At 37.1% G+C, this 24,070-nt stretch carries 16 protein-coding genes and 2 pseudogenes; 17 read left to right on the plus strand and 1 reads right to left on the minus strand.

Annotated features, from left to right (window positions below; translation table 11 throughout):
* Positions 1–339: 339 nt before the first annotated feature.
* Positions 340–903 carry a TetR/AcrR family transcriptional regulator gene (locus SLH51_RS19285; RefSeq protein ID WP_335963116.1) on the plus strand — a complete coding sequence of 188 codons (564 nt, stop codon included), beginning with the start codon at positions 340–342 and terminating at the stop codon, positions 901–903.
* Between the two features lie 42 nt (positions 904–945).
* Positions 946–2,358: a serine hydrolase domain-containing protein gene (locus tag SLH51_RS19290; protein ID WP_335963117.1), complete on the plus strand. Its 1,413-nt coding sequence runs from the start codon at positions 946–948 to the stop codon at positions 2,356–2,358.
* Positions 2,359–2,821: 463 nt separating this feature from the next.
* Here SLH51_RS19290 and SLH51_RS19295 read toward each other — a convergent pair.
* A pseudogene (locus tag SLH51_RS19295) lies at positions 2,822–3,652 on the minus strand (IS4 family transposase); the annotation flags it as partial.
* Positions 3,653–4,311: 659 nt separating this feature from the next.
* Here SLH51_RS19295 and SLH51_RS19300 point away from each other — a divergent pair.
* The 15 genes and pseudogenes from SLH51_RS19300 (at position 4,312) to SLH51_RS19370 (ending at position 24,045) form a co-directional block, all read left to right on the plus strand.
* Positions 4,312–5,316 carry a LacI family DNA-binding transcriptional regulator gene (locus tag SLH51_RS19300; protein WP_335963118.1) on the plus strand — a complete coding sequence of 335 codons (1,005 nt, stop codon included), beginning with the start codon at positions 4,312–4,314 and terminating at the stop codon, positions 5,314–5,316.
* 240 nt (positions 5,317–5,556) lie between these two features.
* Positions 5,557–7,230 (plus strand): glycoside hydrolase family 13 protein, encoded by a 1,674-nt coding sequence (locus SLH51_RS19305; protein WP_335963120.1) that lies wholly within the window; start codon positions 5,557–5,559, stop codon positions 7,228–7,230.
* A 21-nt stretch (positions 7,231–7,251) separates the two neighbouring features.
* Positions 7,252–8,502: a sugar ABC transporter substrate-binding protein gene (locus SLH51_RS19310; RefSeq protein ID WP_335963122.1), complete on the plus strand. Its 1,251-nt coding sequence runs from the start codon at positions 7,252–7,254 to the stop codon at positions 8,500–8,502.
* A 74-nt stretch (positions 8,503–8,576) separates the two neighbouring features.
* On the plus strand, positions 8,577–9,845 hold the full coding sequence (locus SLH51_RS19315; RefSeq protein ID WP_390184023.1) for a sugar ABC transporter permease: 1,269 nt from the start codon (positions 8,577–8,579) through the stop codon (positions 9,843–9,845).
* Positions 9,846–10,688 carry a sugar ABC transporter permease gene (locus tag SLH51_RS19320; RefSeq protein ID WP_335963124.1) on the plus strand — a complete coding sequence of 281 codons (843 nt, stop codon included), beginning with the start codon at positions 9,846–9,848 and terminating at the stop codon, positions 10,686–10,688.
* 547 nt (positions 10,689–11,235) lie between these two features.
* Positions 11,236–11,979, plus strand: a complete 744-nt coding sequence (locus SLH51_RS19325) for a Fic family protein (protein WP_335963125.1) — start codon at positions 11,236–11,238, stop codon at positions 11,977–11,979.
* 483 nt (positions 11,980–12,462) lie between these two features.
* Positions 12,463–13,206, plus strand: a complete 744-nt coding sequence (locus SLH51_RS19330) for a class I SAM-dependent methyltransferase (RefSeq protein WP_335963127.1) — start codon at positions 12,463–12,465, stop codon at positions 13,204–13,206.
* A gap of 34 nt (positions 13,207–13,240) precedes the next feature.
* On the plus strand, positions 13,241–14,314 hold the full coding sequence (locus SLH51_RS19335) for a FecCD family ABC transporter permease (protein WP_335963150.1): 1,074 nt from the start codon (positions 13,241–13,243) through the stop codon (positions 14,312–14,314).
* Positions 14,311–15,126 (plus strand): ABC transporter ATP-binding protein, encoded by an 816-nt coding sequence (locus tag SLH51_RS19340; protein ID WP_335963129.1) that lies wholly within the window; start codon positions 14,311–14,313, stop codon positions 15,124–15,126. Before SLH51_RS19335 ends, SLH51_RS19340 begins: the two co-directional genes overlap by 4 nt.
* A 13-nt stretch (positions 15,127–15,139) precedes the next feature.
* Positions 15,140–16,168, plus strand: coding sequence for a methyltransferase domain-containing protein (locus SLH51_RS19345; protein WP_335963130.1), 1,029 nt, complete (start codon positions 15,140–15,142; stop codon positions 16,166–16,168).
* A gap of 19 nt (positions 16,169–16,187) precedes the next feature.
* A complete protein-coding gene (locus SLH51_RS19350) occupies positions 16,188–17,159 on the plus strand; it encodes an ABC transporter substrate-binding protein (protein WP_335963131.1) in 972 nt (323 codons plus the stop codon).
* Between the two features lie 505 nt (positions 17,160–17,664).
* Positions 17,665–18,896, plus strand: a pseudogene (locus SLH51_RS19355) (MFS transporter).
* A gap of 540 nt (positions 18,897–19,436) precedes the next feature.
* Positions 19,437–20,528, plus strand: a complete 1,092-nt coding sequence (locus tag SLH51_RS19360; protein ID WP_335963133.1) for a D-alanine--D-alanine ligase — start codon at positions 19,437–19,439, stop codon at positions 20,526–20,528.
* 128 nt (positions 20,529–20,656) lie between these two features.
* On the plus strand, positions 20,657–22,027 hold the full coding sequence (locus SLH51_RS19365) for a UDP-N-acetylmuramoyl-tripeptide--D-alanyl-D-alanine ligase (RefSeq protein ID WP_335963134.1): 1,371 nt from the start codon (positions 20,657–20,659) through the stop codon (positions 22,025–22,027).
* A 308-nt stretch (positions 22,028–22,335) separates the two neighbouring features.
* Positions 22,336–24,045: an ABC transporter ATP-binding protein gene (locus tag SLH51_RS19370; RefSeq protein ID WP_335963135.1), complete on the plus strand. Its 1,710-nt coding sequence runs from the start codon at positions 22,336–22,338 to the stop codon at positions 24,043–24,045.
* The last annotated feature ends 25 nt before the right edge of the window (positions 24,046–24,070 follow it).

The following is a 24,070-nucleotide window of genomic DNA, read 5'->3' on the forward strand; positions in this document are numbered from 1 at the left end:
GAAAATCATTTACTTGGGATAAATTCAGACTCTTTCTTACTAAATATCCATTACCTTACGCAAGAGTTAAGGTTAATATTTATGAAATAAGAAAAGAGATTAGCTATATTTTGTGAATGATAACTCGGAAGAGCCGTGTGCGTTAATAGCGCAAGCACGGTTCTGTGAGGGGGGAGGAACACAATCTACCGAGAGGTAGAGAGGTTCCCTTCTACTCGACTTGTTGAACAAGCGTGGAAGATTAAGGTGTATCTTTTGTTTTAGCATTTGTTTTATTGTTTTTGTTATAAATTTCAAGTATAATTTGGTTGGTTAACCAAACAACAAAGAGGTGATGTAATGAATACAAGGGATAAAGGTAAACGCCAACGATTAATAGATTCTGCATATAAAGAGTTTAGCACTAAGGGTTTTAATAATACTTCGATAAAGGATATTGCTAAAAATGCTAATATAACACCAGGATTGGTTCATTATTATTTTAAGAATAAGGAAGAATTACTTTTGTCTGTTCAGAACGATATTCAAACCAAATACCACAGAAAATATGGTACAGAAGAAATTTCCCAAATTAACCCTACAGAAGTTTTACTTGAAATTAAATCTAGGGTGGAAAATGACCCACTGTGGTATCTATGGAGATACGAACTTTATTCTCTGGGGTTAAAAGGAGAGCCATATCAAAAGGAAGTTATGAACATTTTACAAAATGGAAGAGAGAGTCTGTCAAAACCTTTGCAAAATTTAATAAATAATCCTAGTAAGGCACATGCTCTAGCGAGTATTTTGTTAGCCTGTTTTGACGGATTAGCCCTTCAAAAAATAATAGATAATGAATTTGATATAGATAAAACTTATGAATTATTGATAGAGATTTCAAATGGACTTTTAGAGGGTGAGTAGGTAGTAGTATTGTTAATTATAGACCAAGGGGAGCAAAATCCAATGAAAAAAGCAATTGTTTTATTAGTCATTATACTGTTTCTGCCTATTAATGCCTTTGCGAATACGGATGATACTAGGCAAAAAATAGAAAAATATATAGAGAATTCTTTAGATACATATAACATTCCTGGAGCATCACTGAAGATTATTAAAAATGGAGAAAACTTCTATCAAGGTAATTGGGGAATAATGAGCAATGGGGCAAGTGTTACTTCAGATACACCCTTTCTTATTGGTTCATTAAGCAAACCGATAACAGCCTTGGCTATCATGAAGTTAGTGGAAGATGGCAAAATCAAGCTGGACGAACCAATTCAGACTTATATTCCATCGTTTAACTATCAAACAGAAAGTTCAAAAAAAATTACAGTGTTGCATCTATTAGAACATACAAGTGGTATTAGTAGATATGATGGTTTTAAAGTTACAGACGTGGAGAGAGAGAGCATGGTAGCAATCACTCAAGCAGTTACAGAACTGAGTGGTGTGGAGCTGTTTCACGAGCCTGGAGAGGTTTATGAATATAACTCTGCTAACTATTTACTCTTAGGAGCAATCGTTGAAAAAGTGACGAACCAAACCTTTTCAGAATATTTGAATCAGAGTATTTTTACACCCCTTAGCATGAATCATTCGGCTGCTGACTATAAAAGAATAGTTGATAAAGGGTACGTATCTGGATTCGAGTCATGGTTCGGCAAACCGATAAAAAGTGACGGTTTTTATGATAATGCGGGAGCACCATACGGCTATATAGCTTCAAGTACAAATGACTTGTCAAAGTTTTTAACATTCATGTTAGAGGGTGGAGACTTATTATCAGAACAATACCTCGAGTTAATAAAAAATCCGCCAGAAGAAGGTAAAACATATGGCTTAGGTTGGCGTTTTTCTAAAAAGGAACATTTTCCTTTCCATGGGGGAGCAACATCCGATTTTAGGGCAGAAATGTTCTTTATACCAGAACAAGATGTTGCAGCAGTCCTTTTGACAAATAAATATCATATCATGGATGATTATCAAGTTTATTACATGATGGAAGGGATTCGTTCTATAATGAATGGGACTGAACCTGGTGAGTTATCGAAACCAGGTAATAGTCTTCAATGGATTATTTTGGCTGTAACTATTCTATTAGCAGTTTTAACTGTAATCCATATAATTATTAGACGTAAGAAAATTGTAAGTAAGAAGTGGTCTTTCACCTATGGTATCTTAATATTTATTTTCGCAGTTGGGATTATACCTATTCTGACTTATGTTATGAATAGTCCATGGAGAACTATTCGAATTTTCGCACCAGATGTTGCAATGTTAGTTAATATTTTAGTTGTTATAGTTGCGACAAATGGAATCATACCATTTATTGTAAAGTCCTTTCCTGAAATATCTATAAAAAAATTAATTCAATAAATGATTTATTTACAAGATTGTGAATAAATGTACTTAAAGTAACGGGGGCGTTAGTGCAACAAAACCTAACTCTGTTGTTGTGGTAAATGAGGTCATTTGTCGTACAAAAAAAGGATAGGCAAAGCAGTTATCCTCACTGCTCTCCTATCCTTCTTCTTTTGCCCTTTTAAATGTGTAACATTTTATAAATAAACTACAATATAAAAGGTTTTAATCATTTACTTGACTTTTAATAAAAAAAAATAGGGTGTTTTTTTGGCAGTCTAAAAGTTTTAACTTTTGGACGGTAAGCCCAGCTAATATTCTCATGTAATAAAGGTAGCTGGGATGATGTGCAAATTAACACTTAAAATACGTGCAAAATATCTCCAAAAGTTACAGGTCATATCAAAAACCATGGTTTTTGAAAAAAGTTCGTAAATAAATAAAGTCACTTTGATATGAGTGTTTCTCCATTTTCTTCAATTAATGCGATAAACACTTGATTGTGGATCGCCCATTCACTTTGACCGTAGAACTTTTTGATCCTGAGATGCTGCTTAATCCATTTGAAAAACAACTCAATCGCCCATCGTGATTTATACATCTCTGAAATCTCTTCGGCACTTAAATCAAAACGATTCGTAAGTAACTGAAGTTCGTTTCCTTTTGAATCAATCACTCTTAAAAGACGAAAGTAATTCTCCGTGCGGTTTTGAGTCGTACCAATCAACACCATTTGATCGGACAGAACCGTCGTATCCTCGGGTAGTTTAAAATCGTAGACTTCTCGTATGACTGCGTTTTTACGTAGCCTGGATAGAAAGAAATAGCCATCGTCTGTCATGCGATCAAAACGTTCATAGTCAAGATAGCCCCGGTCAAACACATACAGGCATTCCTTGTCATCGACCATAATTTCTAGTTGACCACGATCATGTTCCTTTGCCGTAGTTAGCACAGCCTTTTCAGGATAGGAAACCCCTTTTTCCATAAATACAAGGCGCAAATGTAGCTTTATTCCTGCTTTTGTTTTCCGAAACTCTGCCCATTTATGATTGGTCAAATTTAGTGGCAATGTACTGGAATCAATGATTTTTAACGGCATGACGAGTTTGGTATAGTGTGTTTTGGCATGAATTTGTGCGACCAAATCAAGGAAAAGAATTTGGAATAAATCGGGATTCATCCCATTTAATCGTCGTGAAAGCTGAGAAATACTAATGGAATCAAGATCAATTCCTTTTTGTAGTTGATCATCAAAAAGACAATCACTCAGAGCGTGGAGGCTTTCAACTTCTTCCAGCTGCGCAAACTATAGGGAGCTTATGTTGAATAAGAAAGATGAAAAAATAACAGAGTCTTTTGCTGCGCAGTACAACCAAACTGTTCATTAGAAAATAATATTCAAAGTCACTTTACGTTTCTATATGGTAAATTCTTAATAGGAAGTCGAAGAATTCGTGGCATTAATTAGGCTAGCAAATTGCTAACATTTTGCTAACGCAATCCAGTGAAAAGCGGTTAACCCCCCTTAAAGATGTCGCAGTAAAAATTTAGAAAAACCTTGATATACCGCACTTTACGCACAACGCGTTAAAGATATTACACACTCTCACCTTAGGGGCGGCATGATGTGAAAACCGCTTAAACCCTTGATAATAAGGTTTTTTGAGTGAATGATTACAAAATGCTAACATAATGAAATAAAGAGGCTTCTCATTAGTTGACCAAACTTTTGAGAAACTTCTTTCTTCATCTCTTGAGTAACGTGGAGATAGACATTTTTCAGGACCACTGTCCACCCGGTATATCCTAGTCATACCACAGGAACATTTTTTGTCTGGATCACATTAGCAATTCAATGGAGGGGATAGATGAAATATATTTTTTTAGAATTTTGCATTGAAAGGCTTTTCGTTCTATGTTAGTATCTACGTAACCGGTTACGTAATTAGGAAGAAGGAAATAATTATGACCTATACGATCAAAGATGTAGCCCAAAGAGCAAATGTATCAACAGCAACAGTTTCTAGGATATTGAACGACCAAGGTGGTTATTCAGAAAAGACAAAAAGAAAAGTACTTAATGTTATTCAAGAATTAGATTACTATCCTAGTGGGATAGCAAGAGGATTGACTAATAAAAGAACAGATACCATTGGTGTATTAGTCCCAAACTTAACAAGTTCTTTAATTACTGAATTTTTAAATGGAATTGAGTCAGTCGCGCACAAGATAGGATCGAGTGTTATCGTATGTCACACAGAGTCACATGGTATCAAAACTATGAAATATCTGCAACTATTACATGAAAAACGAATCGATGGTCTTATTTTAGCTAGTACATTACTGAAAAAAGAATATTATGATTATATCGTAAAGATGAGAGTTCCAGTTGTTCTGTTGTCTGCTTATTCGGAATTTCCCGTCCCTTACGTTACAGCAAATGACTACGAAGCTGCGTACACAGGGACCAAGTATTTAATACAAAAAGGTCATAAGGATATTGGTATGATTAGTGGAAATAAAGAAGAATGGATTGCCGGTAACCTTATTCCCAGAGTAGAGGGATTCAAAAGCGCTCTCTCTGACTACAACATACCTTTTTATGAAAGTTATATTGAGTATGGGAAGTTTTCTATCGATGATGGAGTAACAGGTCTTAAACATTTGTTAAATCGAGTACCCGATCTTACAGCTATTTTTGCAGAGAATGATGAAATTGGTATGGGTGTCTTGTCTGCAGCTTATAATTTAGGTATTAAAGTTCCTGAAAAATTATCCGTTATTGGCATGGACGATATAAGTTTATGTAAGTTTATGTCACCACCGCTGACATCCGTTTCGCTATCTCATAATGAAATGGCAGAAAAAGCTGCAAATCTGATGTTTAAAATGATTAATTCGGCCACAGAAGTAAGTAATTGCATCCTTGATCATCAAATTATTGAGAGACTAAGTGTACGCTCGCAATAGTCTCTCTTTCAGAAATACGTAACCGGTTACGTGGCAATAGGATTTAATTAACCAATAGGAATATTGGTAGGGAACACAGGTAGTTTTTTTTGTATTGTTACGTAACCGGTTACGTAAATTTTATTGGATCAAAGTATAAAGATTAATAGGGTTTTAATGTGTTAGGTCATTTTATTTTTTCGGTTTTACGTAACCGGTTACGTAAATTGTGACTATTGAAAATCAGGAGTGTATTTATTTATGCAGAAAAAATGGTGGAAAGAAAGTGTAGCTTATCAGGTCTATCCAAGAAGTTTTAAAGATAGTAATGGAGACGGAATTGGTGATCTGCAAGGAATGATTCAAAAACTTGATTATATTAAAAGTTTAGGTGTAGATGTGATATGGATATGCCCAATGTATAAGTCGCCTAACGATGATAATGGTTACGATATATCTGATTATCAAGATATAATGGATGAATTTGGTACAATGGAAGATTTTAACCAATTGCTAGAAGAAGTTCATGATCGCGATATGAAATTAATTATTGATTTAGTAATAAACCATACTAGTGATGAACATGATTGGTTTATTGAGTCCCGATCTTCTAAAGATAATCCGAAACGTGATTGGTATATTTGGCGGAAAGGGAAAGAAGATGGGAAACCGCCTAACAACTGGGAGTCAATTTTTAGTGGTTCGATTTGGGAATATGACGAACAGACTAACGAATACTTTATGCACTTATTTTCTAAACGACAACCTGATTTAAATTGGGAGAATCCAGAAGTGCGACAGACATTATACGATACAGTGAATTGGTGGCTTGATAAGGGGATAGATGGTTTCCGTATTGATGCTATTTCACATATTAAAAGAGAGCCTGGATTCCCTGAGTTGCCTAATCCTAAAAAGCTAGATGTTGTACCTGCTGCAAAATATACAACCAATGTGAAAGGGATCGAAATATTTTTAAGTGAGTTCTCAGAAAAGACAGTCAAAAACTTTGATGTAATGACTGTTGGTGAAGCTGGTGGTGTAACTGTCAAAGATGCAGATTCTTGGGTAGGAGAAGATAATGGTTATTTTAATATGATCTTTCAGTTTGACCATGTTGCGTTATGGGATAAGGGGAAAGAAAATACAAAAGATTTATTAGGCTTTAAAAAAGCATTAAGTAAATGGCAAGTTGGACTAGATGGAAAAGGATGGAACGCTTTATTCTTAGAAAATCATGATTTGCCTAGAAGTGTTTCATGCTGGGGTGATGATAAACGCTATTGGAAAGAAAGCGCAAAGATGCTTGCAACAACTTATTTCTTAATGCAAGGCACTCCTTTTATTTATCAAGGACAAGAAATTGGAATGACAAATGTCCAGTTTAAGAGCATCGAAGATTACAATGATGTAGGAATGCTAAATTTTTATCATAAAAAACGTGAACAAGGTGAATCTCACGAAGATTTAATGAAAATAATTTGGGCTCAATGTCGAGATAATTCCCGGACACCAATGCAATGGAATGCGGATAAAAACTCTGGTTTCTCTACTACGAGCAATACATGGTTAAAGGTAAATCCGAATTATATTTCTATTAATATCGCAGACCAATTGGAAGATGAGGATTCGATTTTAAATTTCTATAAAGATCTTATAAAACTAAGAAAAGATAATGAAGTTTTTGTTTACGGGTCTTATCAGTTATTACTACCTGATCACCCTGAAATATTCGCTTATTTACGTGTTTTAGACGACAAAAAGGCATTAGTTATCTGTAATATGACCGAAAAAGTAATTACAGTTGAGCTACCAGATAACCTAAAATACGATGAGTCTTCACTTATTCTAAAAAACTATAAAAAGCAAAAAGGTAATTTATCAAAAGAATTAAAGTTTAGACCTTATGAAGCTTGTGTGTACTCACTAATTTAAAACAACTTAGGGGGAAATAAAATGTTAAAGACCAAATTAGTAACATCTGGTTTTGTAGTGATGTTAGTACTATCAATAATCTTGACAGCTTGCGGACCGCAGCGTGACACAACGGAGATTGAACAGGAAGCAAGTAATGGCGAAGCACCAGACAAGCCGGAAGAACTGACTTTTTGGGCATGGGATGATGTTATATCTACATTTCAAGTTATCGGAGATAGATATACAGAAGAAACAGGCATTAAGGTGAACGTGATAGATGCTCAAAATGCGGACCTATCCCTAGATGCACCTGCAGGGAAAGGACCTGATTTATATTACGAAACACATGACCGCATAGGTGATTCTTATTTACAAGGTGTAGCATCGGAATTGACATTAACAGAAGAACAATTAAGCGGATATGAAGAATCTGCACTAGAAGCGTTTACGTACGACGGTAAATTATTAGGAATTCCATCATCAGTTGAAACAATTGGATTGTTCTATAATAAAGAACTTGTCCCTGATGCTCCTAAGACAATAGAAGATATTACAAATGTTGCAGCAAGTTTAACTAATACTGAGAAAGATGAGTATGGATTTTTAAATATCACATCAGATTTTTATCCAACATTCCCTTTTTTAACTGCAGCAGGTGGGTATGTCTTTGGAGAGAATGAAGAAGGTGGATTTGATACGAGTGATATTGGATTAGCATCTGATGCAGTAGTAGAAGGAGCAAATTTAATTCGTTCTTGGCATGAAAGTAATTATATTCCCAGAAGTGTTACTTACGATGTTATGAATGGATTATTCCGTGATGGGAAAGTAGGAGCTATTATTTCAGGTCCTTGGGGAATCCCTGATTTTAGTTCTGGTTTAGGTGATAACTTAGCCATTGCCCCACTCCCAACATTTAATGGCAATCAACTACAATCGTTTTTAGGAGTAAAAGGAATGGCTATCTCAGATTATAGCGAAAACAAATATTGGGCGACAGATTTTGCATTATTTATGTCCAATCCTGAAAACTCTAAGTTTCTGTTCGATGAACTTAAACGCATTCCGGCACGGGGGGATGTAACAGTAGACGATGAGCTATATCAAGGAATTCAGGAACAGATACAATATGCTGTCCCAATGCCTAATATACCTGAAATGGCCCAAGTTTGGGATCCGATGGGTGACGCATTAGTGTTTATTTCTCAAGGGGTAGATCCAATGGAAGTATTAGAAGAAGCTGTAGCTAACATAAAAGAACAAATCTCACTTTTAGATGGAAGTAACTAATTTTTTAGAGAGTACGGTGAAAGAATGCATTAAGCATTCTTTCACTTTAGATTGCCAAAGGCAGGTGAATGTATATGAATAAGGAAAAACATAATCCAACGGTAGCAACTACGTTATCAATCATTCCTGGATTAGGGCAAATGTATAACCGTCGTTTCTTGAAAGGAACAATCTTTTTTCTATTATTTATCGCGTTTATAATGACCTTTTATCAATTTTTAAATATAGGATATTGGGGCCTTTTTACTCTTGGTGAAATTCCTAGATTAGATGATTCGCGTGTCTTACTCGCTCAAGGGATTATTTCTCTTATTATTACAGGTTTTGCATTGACTTTTTATATATTAAATTTAATGGATGCGTATAAAGATGCTGTGAAACTTCAGAAAGGATATCGTCCTAATAGTTTAAGAGACGGTATTAAAGATGGTTGGGATAAGAGTTTTCCATATTTACTTGTAGGTCCAGGACTATTTTTATTAGTATTTGTTGTTGTATTTCCATTACTATTCATGGTCTTTTTAGCTTTTACGGACTATAACTTATATAATTCTCCACCGAGAAACTTATTGAATTGGGTAGGATTTGATAACTTTACTTCTTTACTGACAGTACCAATTTGGCGTAGTACATTTTTGAGTGTTCTCTCTTGGACAATTATTTGGACATTAGTAGCTACTACCTTACAAATTGCATTGGCTCTAATATTGGCGATTTTTGTTAATGACCCAAGAATCAAGTTTAAAAAATTTATAAGAACTGTATTGATTTTGCCATGGGCTGTTCCGGGGTTTGTTACTATTTTAATTTTCGCTGCACTGTTTAATAATGACTTTGGTGCAATCAATCGTGAGATTCTAATACCACTTTTTGGCCAAGCTATTCCATGGATGACGGATCCATTCTGGGCGAAAATGGCACTTATAGGTATTCAAGTTTGGTTAGGTTTTCCTTTTGTATTTGCTATCTTCACGGGGATATTACAAAGCATTTCCAAGGATTGGTACGAAGCGGCGGATATGGATGGAGCTTCTAGTTGGCAAAAATTTAGAAACATAACATTTCCTCATGTAATGTTTGCAACAGCGCCATTACTAATCATGCAGTATGCGGGGAATTTTAATAATTTTAATATAATTTATCTCTTTAATCAAGGTGGACCTGCTGTGCGAGGACAGAATGCTGGTGGTACGGACATTTTGATTTCATGGGTTTATAATTTAACCTTTGAAACTCAAAATTATAATATGGCCGCTGCAATTTCAATTATTATCGGGTTGGTTATTGCTACATTTGCATTTTATCAATTCCGACGCACACGTTCCTTCAAGGAGGAAATGTAAATGTCTAGAAAAACCAAAAGCAATTTACAAGTAGCAGGAATTTATGCATTTATTGGGATCGTCTTTGTAGCGATATTATATCCATTAATGTGGACAATCGGTCTATCGTTAAATCCAGGAACAAGCTTATACGGGTCTTCAATGATACCTGAAAACTTTTCATTTGTTCATTATCAATGGCTCTTTTTTAATCCCGCTAGTGACTATTTACTTTGGTACAAAAATACATTAATTGTTGCAGTAATTACATCTATTAGCGCTGTAGTAGTTGTTTCTCTTATTGCATATGCTTTTTCAAGATATCAATTTATAGGAAGAAAGAATGGTATATACACCTTCTTGCTATTACAAATGTTTCCAGTGCTTATGGCGATGGTTGCCTTATACATTCTTTTAAACATGGTCAACTTGCTAGATTCATTAACTGGTTTAATTTTGATTTATATAGGTGGAGCAATTCCAATGAATGTTTTCTTGGTAAAAGGGTATTTTGACACGATCCCTAAAGAATTAGATGAGTCAGCAAAAATTGATGGAGCTGGGCATCTTAGGATTTTCTTTACCATTATGTTGCCATTAGCAAAACCCATTTTGGCAGTAGTTGCTCTGTTTAACTTTATGACCCCATTTATGGACTTTATTCTTCCAAGTATCATTTTACGAAGTCCAGAAAATTATACATTAGCTTTAGGTTTATTTAATTTTATTAATGAGCAATTTGGTAATAACTTTACTCGTTTTGCTGCTGGAGCGGTTTTAATTGCAATACCTATCGCCACTGTCTTTTTGTTCCTGCAACGATATCTAATTTCAGGACTAACATCTGGTGCTACGAAGGGATAGTCAGGGAATAAGGATTTTTATAAATTGTTTTATTTCGTTTTTAAAGGAAGACATTCCAATTGTTAGTGAACAGAAGGTTTATAACAGTTGATTTTTAGAAAAGTGCTAATAAGAAACTTAAATAATTAAAGGCAAGGGGAAAAATCCTTGCTTTTTTTAGTATGAGAAGAATTCTAAGGCAGATTTCTTTATATTATCGGGTAAACCGGGGTTAATAATGGTAGTCATTGTAGTATATGGAATGGGTCTGTAAGTCGATAATATGGGACTATTCATCTTTATCTCCATTCTTGGGTCATTAACCTATGTGTTTATATCATGATGTTAGGAGTAGCATTAGGTAATCCAGGGCGCATCCTAGCTATATATTCTTTGTTATCTACTAATAAAGAACGAAACGATATGATTTTTAATGATGTTCTAGTGCAAATTAGAAAAGTATATACTTTTTATGCATATATTTGATTAAAATTGGTTTAGAAGGTATATTCAGAGCAACGATGGTATTTCAATTTAAGTATATGTTTCAGTGAGAGAGGTGGATCAAATGTTCGAACATATCAATCAAAAGAAGGAACATCTAGATTCTAATCGACCGTTACCTAAATATTCAGTAAAAAGCTTACGTGAAAAGTTATTACTCGAATGGACATATAATACAAATGCAATTGAAGGAAACACGTTAACGATCAACGAAACGAAGGTAGTTCTAGAAGGAATTACTGTTGGTGGCAAAACGCTACGTGAACACTTGGAGGTTATTAATCATCGGGATGCGATTCACTTTGTAGAGGAAATTGTACAAAAGGGTGAACCTTTGTCCGAGTGGCAAATTAAGAATCTACATCGACTTGTACTAAAAGGAATTGATGATGAATATGCAGGTGTATATCGAGACCAGCAAGTTTTTATTTCTGGTGCTAAACATATACCTCCAGCTCCCTTCCTCATAAAAGGAGAGATGGAGCAGTTGATGACGTGGTATGAACAAACAGAAACGAAAAAAATGCATCCAGTTGCTCGTGGAGCTATGTTACATGCTATTTTTGTTGGAATTCACCCATTTATTGATGGGAATGACCGGACATCACGTTTGTTATTAAATTTAGAACTCATGAAAGATGGCTTTCCACCAATTGTTATTAAAGTAGAAAATCGAATAGCTTATTATGAAGCATTAGATAAAGCACATACACAAAAAGAATATGATGACTTTATTAAGTTAGTCACCCACGAAGTAGAAGATTCATTAAACTTATATTTAAGTACAATTAAAAAAAACGCTAAGTAAAATATACAGTTAAGTTGTTCTGCTTAGAAAAACAAATCAATATCATTTTATCTGCGATGCTAACATTTCGCTAACGCAATCTAGTGAATAAAGGTGAAATCCCGTTAAAGATGTTACAGACAAAATTTAGTAAAACTTTGATATGCCGCACTTTAAGAACACAGCGTTAAAGATATTACACACTCTCACCCTAGGGGCGGCATGATGTGATAATTGACCAAACCCTTGTTGCATAAGCATTTCTAAATGATTTGCTAACAAAATGCTAACATAGTGAATTAATTTTAGACTTCTCCTTAGTTATTTGGAACTTTTGAGAAGCCTTTTTTTCTTACTTTATATGGCGATATACATTTTTTGTGATTTGATCATCTGAATGTCCTAATCTTTTTATTCTAATGCTACACCTATTAAAAAGCTGTATTTGACAGCTTTTATTTTTTAAGACTATAATCGTAATGATTACGATTATCGGAGGCGAGAATGGAGAATTGGTATGAAGAACATTTTAATGAAGACTATTTAAGAATCTATAAACATCGTAATGATGACTTAGCTCACAAGGAGTTAACTCAATTAATGAAGTTTGTGCCAACGATGAAAGATCAGTCATTACTAGATCTATGTTGTGGAAATGGGAGGCATAGTAGGTGGTTTGCTAAGCAAGGTTTTCATGTAACGGGGGTTGATTTGTCACCTACATTATTAAATGAAGCCCAAAAGAAAGAGTACGCCAAAGACATTCATTATGTGCGCTCAGATATGAGAGAACTATATTATAAAGATGAATTTGATGTAGTCGTTAATCTTTTTACAAGCTTCGGATATTTTAAAGAGGATGAACAGAATAAAAAAGTGTTAGCGAATGCTTATCATGCTCTGAAAACAAATGGATATTTTGTCTTTGATTATTTGAATCCATCTTTCTTAGAAAATCATCTTGTGCCTTTTTCAAAGGATGTCATTGATGACCTTTCTATTCTTCAATATCGGATGATTATCAACAATACGGTCGTAAAGAAGATCAAGGTGGAAGATAACGGCGCATTAAGAGAGTATGAGGAACGAGTGAAGTTATATGAACGTCAGAAATTAGATGCAATGTTAGAAGAAGTAGGGTTTACTATTCTTCACACGTTTGGTGATTATGAAGGTAGCAGGTATGAGAGAAATGTTTCTCCTAGGTTGATTTATGTTTGCCAGAAGAGAAGGATAGGTGAAAGATAAAGAGATGGGAATATTAGAAGTTACTAAGCGAAAGATGACCTTATCTTTAGGTCTTTATCTGAGATCCCCTGTTTTCTTAACATGGTTGATGCTCATTTTCCTAATAATATCAATGACCATCTCAGTGATGGTAGGTGCCGTTACGATTTCTCCTCTTACTGTGTGGAAGATAGCCTTATCAAAGCTTTCGTTCATAGAACCTCATATCATAGCGGACTGGTCCCGTGCCGAGCAACAAATTATTTGGGAGATACGATTTCCACGAGTGATATTAGCAGCTGTAGTTGGTGCGGGACTGGCTCTTGTTGGAGTTGTTATCCAAGCACTTGTTAGAAATTCTTTGGCGGATCCATATATCTTAGGTGTTTCTTCGGGTGCGTCGGTAGGGGCGACACTTGTCATTATTTTCGGTGCTTTTTCTGCTTTTGGACAATTTGCCTTGTCGACAGCTGCTTTTGGTGGTGCGTTGTTTTCTGTGTTACTTGTGTTTATTCTATCGCAGGTACAAGGACGCATTTCAACTGTTCGACTTTTGCTAGCTGGAATTGCTGTATCTATGATGCTTTCAGCTATTACCAGTTATATTGTCATTTCTGCTCCACGTGAAGAAGGAATTAGAGATGCAATGTTTTGGATGATGGGGAGTGTGGCAGGTGCAAAGTGGTCACAACTACCAATACCATTACTTAGTCTACTACTCGCTTTTATTATACTAAAGCTTATTGCGAGACCTCTTAACCTGATGCTTATGGGGGAGGATGCAGCAGCAACATTAGGTATAGATAGTCAAATGTTAAAGAAATGGCTAATTCTATTAACCGCCCTATTAACGGGTGTATTGGTTTCTGTTAGTGGTGCCATTGGATTTATAGGACTAATGGTGCCTCACATGGTTCGTTTAGTTGTGGGGTCTAACCATCGATATGTCCTTCCGCTTAGTGCATTATTGGGAGCGATTTTTCTGATTTGGTCTGACTTAATCGCAAGAACAATAGTAGCGCCACAAGAATTACCGATCGGAATAATTACGGCATTATGTGGAGGGCCATTCTTTATTTGGCTATTAAGAAAAAGCTCGTACTCATTTGGGGAGGATGGAGAAAAATGAAATTAATTGTTGAAAAGTTAGTCACTGAATTAAATCACCAAGCCATTGTTCAAGATATTAGTTTCTACGTGAACGAAGGGGAATTTGTTGGGGTGATTGGTCCAAATGGAAGTGGGAAATCCACACTCTTAAAGACGTTATATCGAGTGCTCAAACCAGCTGAAGGTGCAGTTATGTTGGATGATGAAGCAATTACTTCTTATCAGCATAAAGAGTTTGCTAAAAAAGTAGCTGTCGTAGGACAAGAAAGTTCAGTTCCATTTGATTTTTCCGTTCTAGATCTTGTCCTTATGGGAAGAAATCCACATAAACGATTACTTGACCAAGAAACAAAGGTTGACCATGACATTGCTATAGACGCACTTAAACATGTTGGGCTAGAAGGTTATGAACAGCGCAGTTTCGCCACATTGTCTGGTGGAGAGAAGCAGCGTGTCATTATTGCTAGAGCGATTGCACAAGAGCCTAGCTTCTTTATTCTAGATGAACCTACGAATCATCTAGATATTCACCACCAACTTCATATTCTTGATGTATTACAACGGTCTAACATGACGGTACTTACTGCCCTACATGACTTAAATCTAGCAGCCTCTTATTGTGATCGGATCATTGTTATGCAAGACGGTAGATTGGTAGCGAACGGGTCACCAAAAGAAACTCTTACAAAGCAACTATTAGAGGAAGTCTTTCAAGTAGAAGCAACCATATGGACGCACCCATTAACTCAAAAAGTACAAGTCATGTATGTCTCACCAGGGATGAAACAAGGGATTTTTGATCATCAGCTAAAAAGCTGGCTTCAGAGCTAAGGAAAGGAAGCCTATGGGAAATTATCAATGTACTGTTTGTGGGTTTCGTTACAATGAGTTGCATGGTGATCCAAAGAACGGAATTCCAGAGAATACTCCTTTTTATCAATTAGCAGGAACATTGTGTTCTAGATGTGGATTACAGGGAGAACGTCATCTAAAGCAGCCCAATCCTAAATATAGTTCGTTAGAGGCTAAGTATTATGATTATTTTGTTGGGAAGCGCGGGATAAGCTTTTATCGTCGTTGGCTTGCATCGTATCATGATCAGGCATCTGTATTAGATCTAGGAATTGGAACAGGGAGACTGGCTGTGGAGCTATTGAAAGATGGGGCGAGTGTCACCGGTGTTGATTGGAGTGAAGACATGCTTACGGTTGCTGAAAGGAGATTCAAAAGATTTAATCACGATATTGAACTAATTCATGAGGATATTCTTCATTTTTCACTAAATAAGAAGTTTACCCACATCATTCTAACTGAAGGCACGTTTCAAGAGTGTACGACTCCTGGTGAACAAAAGATGATTATCCGAAAAGCAAAGGAACATCTAGAGACAGGTGGCTATCTTTCTATTGATCTAGTTTTTCCAAACGAGCTGCCTGTAAAAAAAGAAACGTCTCAAAAACAAGTGAGTGAGCATAAAACGATTCAACTACATACGAAAACAAAGGTTTCGTTTGCTAGGCAAATAATGAATTATACAGTTTATTTTGAGCTAGAGAGAAAAGGATTATTAGAGTCAAGATACCGAGTGGAAAGGGAGCTCTCGTTACTAACTGTACAAGAGTTAATTTACTTGCTAACGATGGAAGGATTTCATGTTATAGGCAGCTATGATAATGCTAATTCATCTATGGTAGATATTTATCAAAGCAGTCAACAATTAGCGAGAGAAGAAAACTTATCAGAAAAGGAAATAGAAGTGAAGAACAGATATCTAAATTCATATCAAGAAGATGCTTGGAATGGTGGTGGATATCCTTTATCTAACACCGCACAGAAAAATGGTCACTCGTTTACAGTAATTGCAAAATCATAAGAGGAAGGTAGGAAGAGGAATGAAGAAATTATTACAAAAAGCTATATTAGGATTGGGAGTGGCAGCCATTGTCGTCGCTTGTTCAGAAGCAGTTGGAACTAACCAACAAGTGAATGGAGTAGAAGAAACATCACAAAATGAAGTAGTAGAAATTCAAAATGGGGATCACACATTAACAATTTCTGAAGTACCGACACGTGCGGTAACTTTAAATCAGCATGTGACCGAAGTGATGCTGGCTCTTGGACTAGAGGACCATATGGTTGGTACAGCTTACTTAGATGATGAAGTGCTACCTGAATGGAAGGAAGCGTATGAGTCGATTCCGGTTCTCGCTAAACGTTCCCCATCTCAAGAAGCCTTTTTAGACGTTGAACCGGACTTTGCATATGCAGGGTGGAGCAGTGCGTTTAATGAAGAAGGGATTGGTTCGATAGAGCAGTTGCAGAGCTTCGGTATAAACGCATACCTACATCAATCATCTACAATAGTAGGACCGACACTTGAAGATATCTACGATGATATACGTAATATTGCCAAGATTTTTAATGTTAGGGGTAGAGGAGAGGCATTAATTAGTGAGTTAGATGACGATATTGAACAATTAAAGAAACGAATCCCAAGTGACCAATCTGAAGCAAGAGTATTCATATATGATAGTGGCGACACAGCACCGTTTACAGTTGGGCAAAACTTTTTAAACCAAATTATTACGTTGGCTGGAGCTACGAATATTTTCTCTGATGTAGATAAAAATTGGGCCGAGGTAAGCTGGGAGGAAGTTGTCGAACGAGATCCTGAGGTTATCATCATTGTTGACTATGGGGAAATAACAGCAGATCAGAAACGTCATCAATTACTAACACATCCAGCATTAACTGATGTGACAGCAATTAAGGATGAGAATTTTATTGTTCTGCCACTTTCATCAGCTGCAGAAGGAGTTCGAGTGGCAAAAGCATTGGAGATAGTAGTTGAAGGCTTATATTAAATTATGTCCACAGAAATGTTTGTGACATAGCTTATCCACAACATCTCCTCTAGATCAAAATACGCTAATAATATCAACAGATTTTTTCCACAATCGGGTAAGGATTTTGTATGAATGTCTTTGAGAGGATTTAAGGAACTTCATAAATCTGATGAAGGAATTTCATACAAAAAGTCAAGAAGCCGCAGTAAGCTTCTCTTATGCCCAAAAACCAAATAAAAAAGCAAATTGTGTAGGGAGCATTGACCAGTTTCGTTCATATCAGGACAAAACAAGCCGGAAATCCAAGGGAAGTGTCCTTCACAAACCGAAGAAGGTAATTACTGTTAAAGGGTATATGTAAAAAGATTAAGAAAACGATAAAGCAAGCTTTTCAAATTGATTGATAAGAGGCAGAGGGAATATAGGCCATTTGGAAACGTGTTTTTTGGGGATCTCCTTTAACGGTACTACTGATTCAAAAATGCCATATATATATAGAAAAAGCTAATGGGAGTAGAAACAATTGGAAAAACATGATAGCCGATTTCGGTGGGTTGTACTTGGGTCTGTCCTGTTTACCTATTTACTCATGTCAGCCAACGAACCGCTCCGGGATTGATAACTAGCGAAGTGATGAACGATTTCCAGGTATCAGCGTCAACGATTGGGTTGTTAGCGAGTATTCAATTTTTTGTTTACACTGGATTGCAAATTCCGATGGGGATTTTGGCGGATCGGTTTGGACCCAATTTCTTTCTCATTATAGGTGCTCTCCTCACTGGGATAGGTACCATTATTTACAGTCTCGGAACTCATGAATTTGTCCTGTTTTTTGCCAGGATACTAACAGGGATCGGGGATGCGACCATTTGGGTCAATATGGTGTTGATTTTAAGCCAATGGTTTAGTGCTAAGGAATTTACGAGATTAATTGGTGTCACTGCCATGACTGGAAGCCTTGGTTTTCTTTTGGCGACCGTCCCTTTCGCAGCCTGGATTGACTTGCTTGGTTGGCGGGCAGCGTTTTTTTCAACAGGATTTTTATTATGCTTATGCAGCATTCTCCTCTATTTTGTCCTTGTAAAAAAGCCAAAACAATCTGTATTTGAAAAAAGGGAAATCAAACGAGATGAAACATTAAAATTGCTGCGAAGAATTGTTTTGAATCGACAAGCTTGGGCATTATTCCTTTGCCACTTTGGGATTGTCGGGACGTATGTAGGTTTTATCGGCTCCTGGGCTGTGCCTTATGGGATGAGTATGTACGGAATGACCCGAACCGATGTGAGTCAACTCATCTTGATTGGTTTAGTTGGAGCGCTTATTGGTGCTCCCTTATCTGGTTGGATTTCGAGTAAGTTAGGAATGATTAAACGTCCATATGTTGTTGTGCATCTCATTATTGTATCCTGTTGGTCCACCTTTCTTGTTACGAATGCGAAACCAACCGTTTTCTTCTTAACAATTCTTTTCTTTGTGATTGGTCTTGCCTACGGTGCTAATGCTTTAACTTTTGCTGCCGTACGTCAATCTTTTCCGCTCACCGAATCGGGGCTTGCCTCTGGGTTTGCCAATACTGGTGGATTCCTAAGTGCCGTATTACTGCCAAGCATATTTGGGATGGTATTAGATCATTATCATGGATATTATTACGGTTTTATCACCCCGGTTATCTTTTCCATGATGGGTTTGATTGGTGTTATGATGATTAAGGAAAAGAGTCAGGAGGAAGGGAGCAAAGTAAGGGTTCCCTGAGGTATAATAGATTTTGGAGATAGTAGTAGTTCCAGCTTTCGGGAGAACGGTGCCTGGCAGTGAGATACGCTATAAAAAGGCAATGTATATGACAGAAAATGCAAAAACCTTATTTCATAACAGGGTGAAAGAGGGTTGGAAACCATATGTAGGATTTTAACAGAAGCTTCTCATAAGTTGATCAAACTTGTGGGAAGCTTCTTTTTTTATATCTAGTATGACGGTACCACATGATATGATTCGAAACCCCAGTAATTTTAAAATAAAACGTAGTAGATAGAGCCTTAGAACCTCAAGGAAAGAAGACCCGGTAGAAAAACTGTTGCACTGTTGTGAAGTTGTGACAAGTCCTACCAAAATCCACACAACACTTACCAAAAAAACTTTCCCATAAACATGCCCAAAGAAAAGATTTTGACATACATTAGTTAAGAATAGGCTAATGAGCCAGTACGAGGGTATAAACTAGTCATAAATTAGTATTTAACTTAGGAGCGATAGTGTTACAATAAGAAGGGAAAATGGATACGGAGGGTGAATATGAAGATTAAACTTGGATTATTGTATGGTGGGAAATCTGCTGAACATAAAGTATCATTACAAACGGCGAAAGCTGTTATTAAAGCTTTAGACTTAACAAAATATGAAATCCATCCAATATATATTTCAGAAAACGGTGAGTGGGTCAGGGGAGCTCAGCTTGAAGGCCCAGTAGAGGATGTCAAGCAGCTTCAATTGAAAGAAGAAGGAAATGCGATCTCTCCAGTTGCGTTAAATTCGGAACTGTTCCCGGTTCCATCAAATAATCAATCAACTGAAGATAAGATTGATGTCGTTTTCCCACTGCTTCACGGACCAAACGGGGAAGATGGAACAGTTCAAGGATTATTAGAATTAATGAATATGCCTTATGTGGGAAATGGGGTACTGGCTTCCGCTGCCGGAATGGATAAAGTAATGATGAAAAACATCTATGAGCAGGCTGGTATTAAGCAGGCTAACTATGTATGGTACCTTCGTCGTGATTGGGAAAAGGATGCGGATGCAGCATACAAGAACGTCGAAGAAAAGCTTGGCTATCCTTGTTTTGTTAAACCAGCGAACTTAGGCTCAAGCGTTGGAATTAGCAAATGTAAGGATCGAGAAAGCTTAGAAAAGGCCTTTGAGTTAGCTTTTGAATATGACCGAAAAATCATTATTGAAGAAGGGATCGACGGTCGAGAAGTGGAAATTGCTGTTTTAGGAAACGACGATCCAGAGTGTTCGGTTGTGGGTGAGATCGTTCCAGAAACAGACTTTTATGATTATAAAGCGAAGTATGAGGACGGAAGTACGGGACTTATTATTCCTGCTGACATCACTGATGAAGAATACGAAGAAATTAAGAGAGTAGCGATTCAATCGTTCAAAGCTCTTGATTGCTCCGGTTTAGTTCGCGCTGATTTCTTTTTGACAAAAGACGGTGAAGTTCTTATGAACGAAGTGAACACGATGCCGGGCTTTACGCCATTCAGTATGTTCCCGATGCTATGGCAAGAGTCAGGCTTACCTTACTCCAAGTTAATTGAAAAACTAGTGGAACTTGGAGTAGAGCGTCACGAGGAAAAACAAAAGATTAAACACACTTTTTAAGGTGAATAAATAGTAATGAGGTTGACTACGTTGTGAGTCAGCCTCCTTTTACATAGAATAGACTCAGTGAACAAAAAGGGCGGGGTCTTTTCCCCATACGATATATTCGATAAAAAGGAGCGGTTGTGATGATTAAAAGGACGTTTAAGGAGATTGCTGCGTGGGTAAGCGGGGAAGCTGTCGGCCTAGGTGTTACACCTGTAGAAGTTGTGGGAGTTTCAACAGATACAAGAACGATACAAGAAGGAAATCTGTATATCCCACTTGTTGGCGAGAACTTCAATGGCCACGATTTTGTGAGAGCAGCTGTTGAGGATGGAGCAGTTGGGGCCCTTTGGCAAAAAAATCAACCCAATCCCCCTGCCGATATACCGCTTATCTATGTGGAGGACACTTTATTGGCATTGCAAGATTTAGCAAAAAACTACTTGGAGAGTCTTTCTGCAAAAGTCGTCGGAATCACTGGTAGCAATGGGAAAACAACGACGAAGGATATGGTGACTTCCGTACTTTCTACGACTTATAAGGTTAAGAAAACGGAAGGGAATTACAATAACCACATCGGGCTGCCGCTTACGATTCTCCGATTAGAAGAGGACACGGAAATGGCAGTGCTGGAAATGGGGATGAGCGGAAGGGGAGAAATTGAGCTTCTTTCTACAATTGCAAAACCTGAAGCCGCAATTATCACAAACATTGGGGAATCCCATTTGCAGGATTTAGGTTCACGGGAAGGAATTTCGGAGGCGAAATTTGAAATTACGACAGGTCTACGGGAAAACGGAACACTCGTGATCCATGGGGATGAGCCACTATTAACAGAAAAAGTAGTAAACAGTCCGTTTCATGTTATTACATTTGGCAACTCTGAGACAAACGACTTTTATCCGGTGCAGATCGAGCAGAAGAGTGACGGAACGTATTTTACGATAAATGGAGAGGCTGAGACTGAGTTTTTTATTCCGGTTCTCGGCAAACACAATATCAATAATGCCCTCTCTGCCATCGCGATTGCAAAGCAGTTTGGTGTATCGATTCCTGACATCAAAAAAGGACTGGAAAAGATCAAGATCACGGGGATGCGAACGGAATTGATCCAAGGCAAAGATGGAGTATCGGTTATTAATGACGCGTATAATGCCAGCCCAACTTCCATGCGAGCGGCGATTCAATTGCTTCAGGATTTAAAAGACTATGGAAAGAAAATAGTCGTTTTGGGGGATATGTTGGAACTAGGAGACAATGAAGAAACTTTCCACTATGAAGTCGGAAAAGGGATTGACACTGGTAAAATCAATTATGTTTTCACATTTGGCAAACTGGGGAGGAAAATTGCAGAAGGCGCAAAAGTGAATTTTTCAGAAAATCGGGTTTTGGCATATGATGACAAACAGGTGTTGATCACTAAACTAAAGGAAGTTGTGGAGGAAGGGGACATTGTCCTAGTCAAAGGCTCCCGCGGCATGAAATTAGAAGAGGTTGTCAATACATTAACATAGCAGTAACATAGGGGCAGGTTTAGTGTCCCACAAGGTTGAAATGCTCACATTTTGTTAACAACGAGGAATTTAACGGAGGCTTCTCATGAGTTGACCAAACTTATGGAGAGCTTCTTTTTTTATTTCTTTGATTACGTGGATGTAAGTATTTTTAATTGTCTTATCGTCAAATAAATAGTAGATAAAATCACGAAATGATTGGTGGATTGAAATAAGTGTCAAATAGTTGAAAAAGTTGGAATACTCACTTATAATTGATTATCTTTATCATTAATAGTGAGTGTTGTTTTCTTAAAGGAGTGAATTCATTGTTAGCACGGTTCTTTTCATACTATAAACCTTATAAATTTCTATTCATCCTTGATTTCTCGTGTGCAGTACTCGTTGGTTTGCTAGAGTTAGCGTTTCCTTTAGCGGTAAACCAAGTGATTGATCGGTTGCTTCCTGAAGGAAACTGGTCAATTATTTTATGGGCTTGTATTGGCCTTTTGTTTATTTATCTACTAAATACAGGCTTACATTATGTCGTAACGTATTGGGGACATATGCTCGGCATTAATATTGAGACCGATATGCGCCGAAAACTGTTTCAGCATATGCAAAAACTATCTTTTGGTTATTATGATAACAATAAAACAGGGCATTCGATTTCGCGTCTAACGAAAGACTTAGAAGAAATAGGAGAGGTGGCACACCATGGACCAGAAGATGTCTTTGTTGCCGTGATGACGTTAGTTGGTTCATTTGTGTTAATGCTAACAATCAACTGGAGGCTAGCAGTTCTATCTTTCTTAGTTATCCCACTTCTCACGTATCTAGCAATCTACTTTAATAAAAAAATGACAAGAACGTTTCGAAGAATGTTTAACGATGTTGCTGATATTAATGCGCGAGTAGAAGATAGCATTGGCGGTATTCGTGTCGTTCAAGCGTTTGCAAACGAAAAGCACGAGCAAAAGCAATTTGCGGTAAACAATGAGCGCTATCGTAAGACGAAATTACAGTCATACAAAATTATGGCTCAAAATGTAACAGCTAACTATATGCTTATGCGTATCATTACTCTATTTACATTGATGTTTGGTACATTTTTTGTGATCCGTGGGGAGTTAACGAACGGGGAATTTGTTGCTTTTATTTTACTTGCAAATATTCTTCTTGGTCCCATTCAAAAAATCAATGCTGTAATTGAGAGTTACCCAAAAGGGATTGCAGGATTCAAACGTTATTGTGAAATCCTTGATACAGATCCTGACATTGCTGATTCACCGCAGGCGAAAGAAGTTGAATTACACGGTGCGATTCGATACAACAATGTAACGTTTGGTTATGAAGGCTTAGAGAAAGTGCTAAATAATATATCCTTATCGATTCGCCCGGGGGAAACAGTTGCATTTGTTGGCCCATCAGGTGCAGGAAAAACAACATTATGTAGTTTGCTTCCGCGTTTTTATGAAATGGATGCAGGGAGCATTGAGATTGATGGAGTAGATATTAAAGATATTGCCCTTGAGTCGTTACGTAGCCAAATCGGCATTGTGCAACAAGACGTTTTCTTATTCTCTGGTACAATTAGAGAAAATATTACGTACGGAAATTTACAGGCGACAGATAATGAAATTATGGAAGCGGCACGTCGCGCACAGCTTGATGAATTCGTTCGAACCCAACCACAAGGGCTCGACACTGTGATTGGGGAACGGGGCGTGAAACTTTCAGGAGGGCAAAAACAGCGTTTGGCGATTGCCCGAATGTTCTTGAAAAATCCACCGATCCTTATTTTAGATGAAGCAACATCCGCTCTTGATACAGAGACAGAAGTAGCGATTCAAAAGTCATTAGCAGAGCTATCAAAAGGTCGGACCACACTTGTCATTGCTCACCGACTAGCAACAATTAAAAATGCTGATCGAATTATGGTCGTGACGAAACAAGGAATAGCTGAGCAAGGAAAGCATGAAGACTTAATTGAAGCGGAAGGTATTTATAGTAGGTTGCATTATGCGCAATTTGGATGATATAAGAGAGGAAAAAGCATCGGCA

The sequence above is a fragment of the Halalkalibacter kiskunsagensis genome (genome assembly GCF_037027555.1).
GTDB lineage: Bacteria > Bacillota > Bacilli > Bacillales > Bacillaceae_D > Halalkalibacter > Halalkalibacter kiskunsagensis.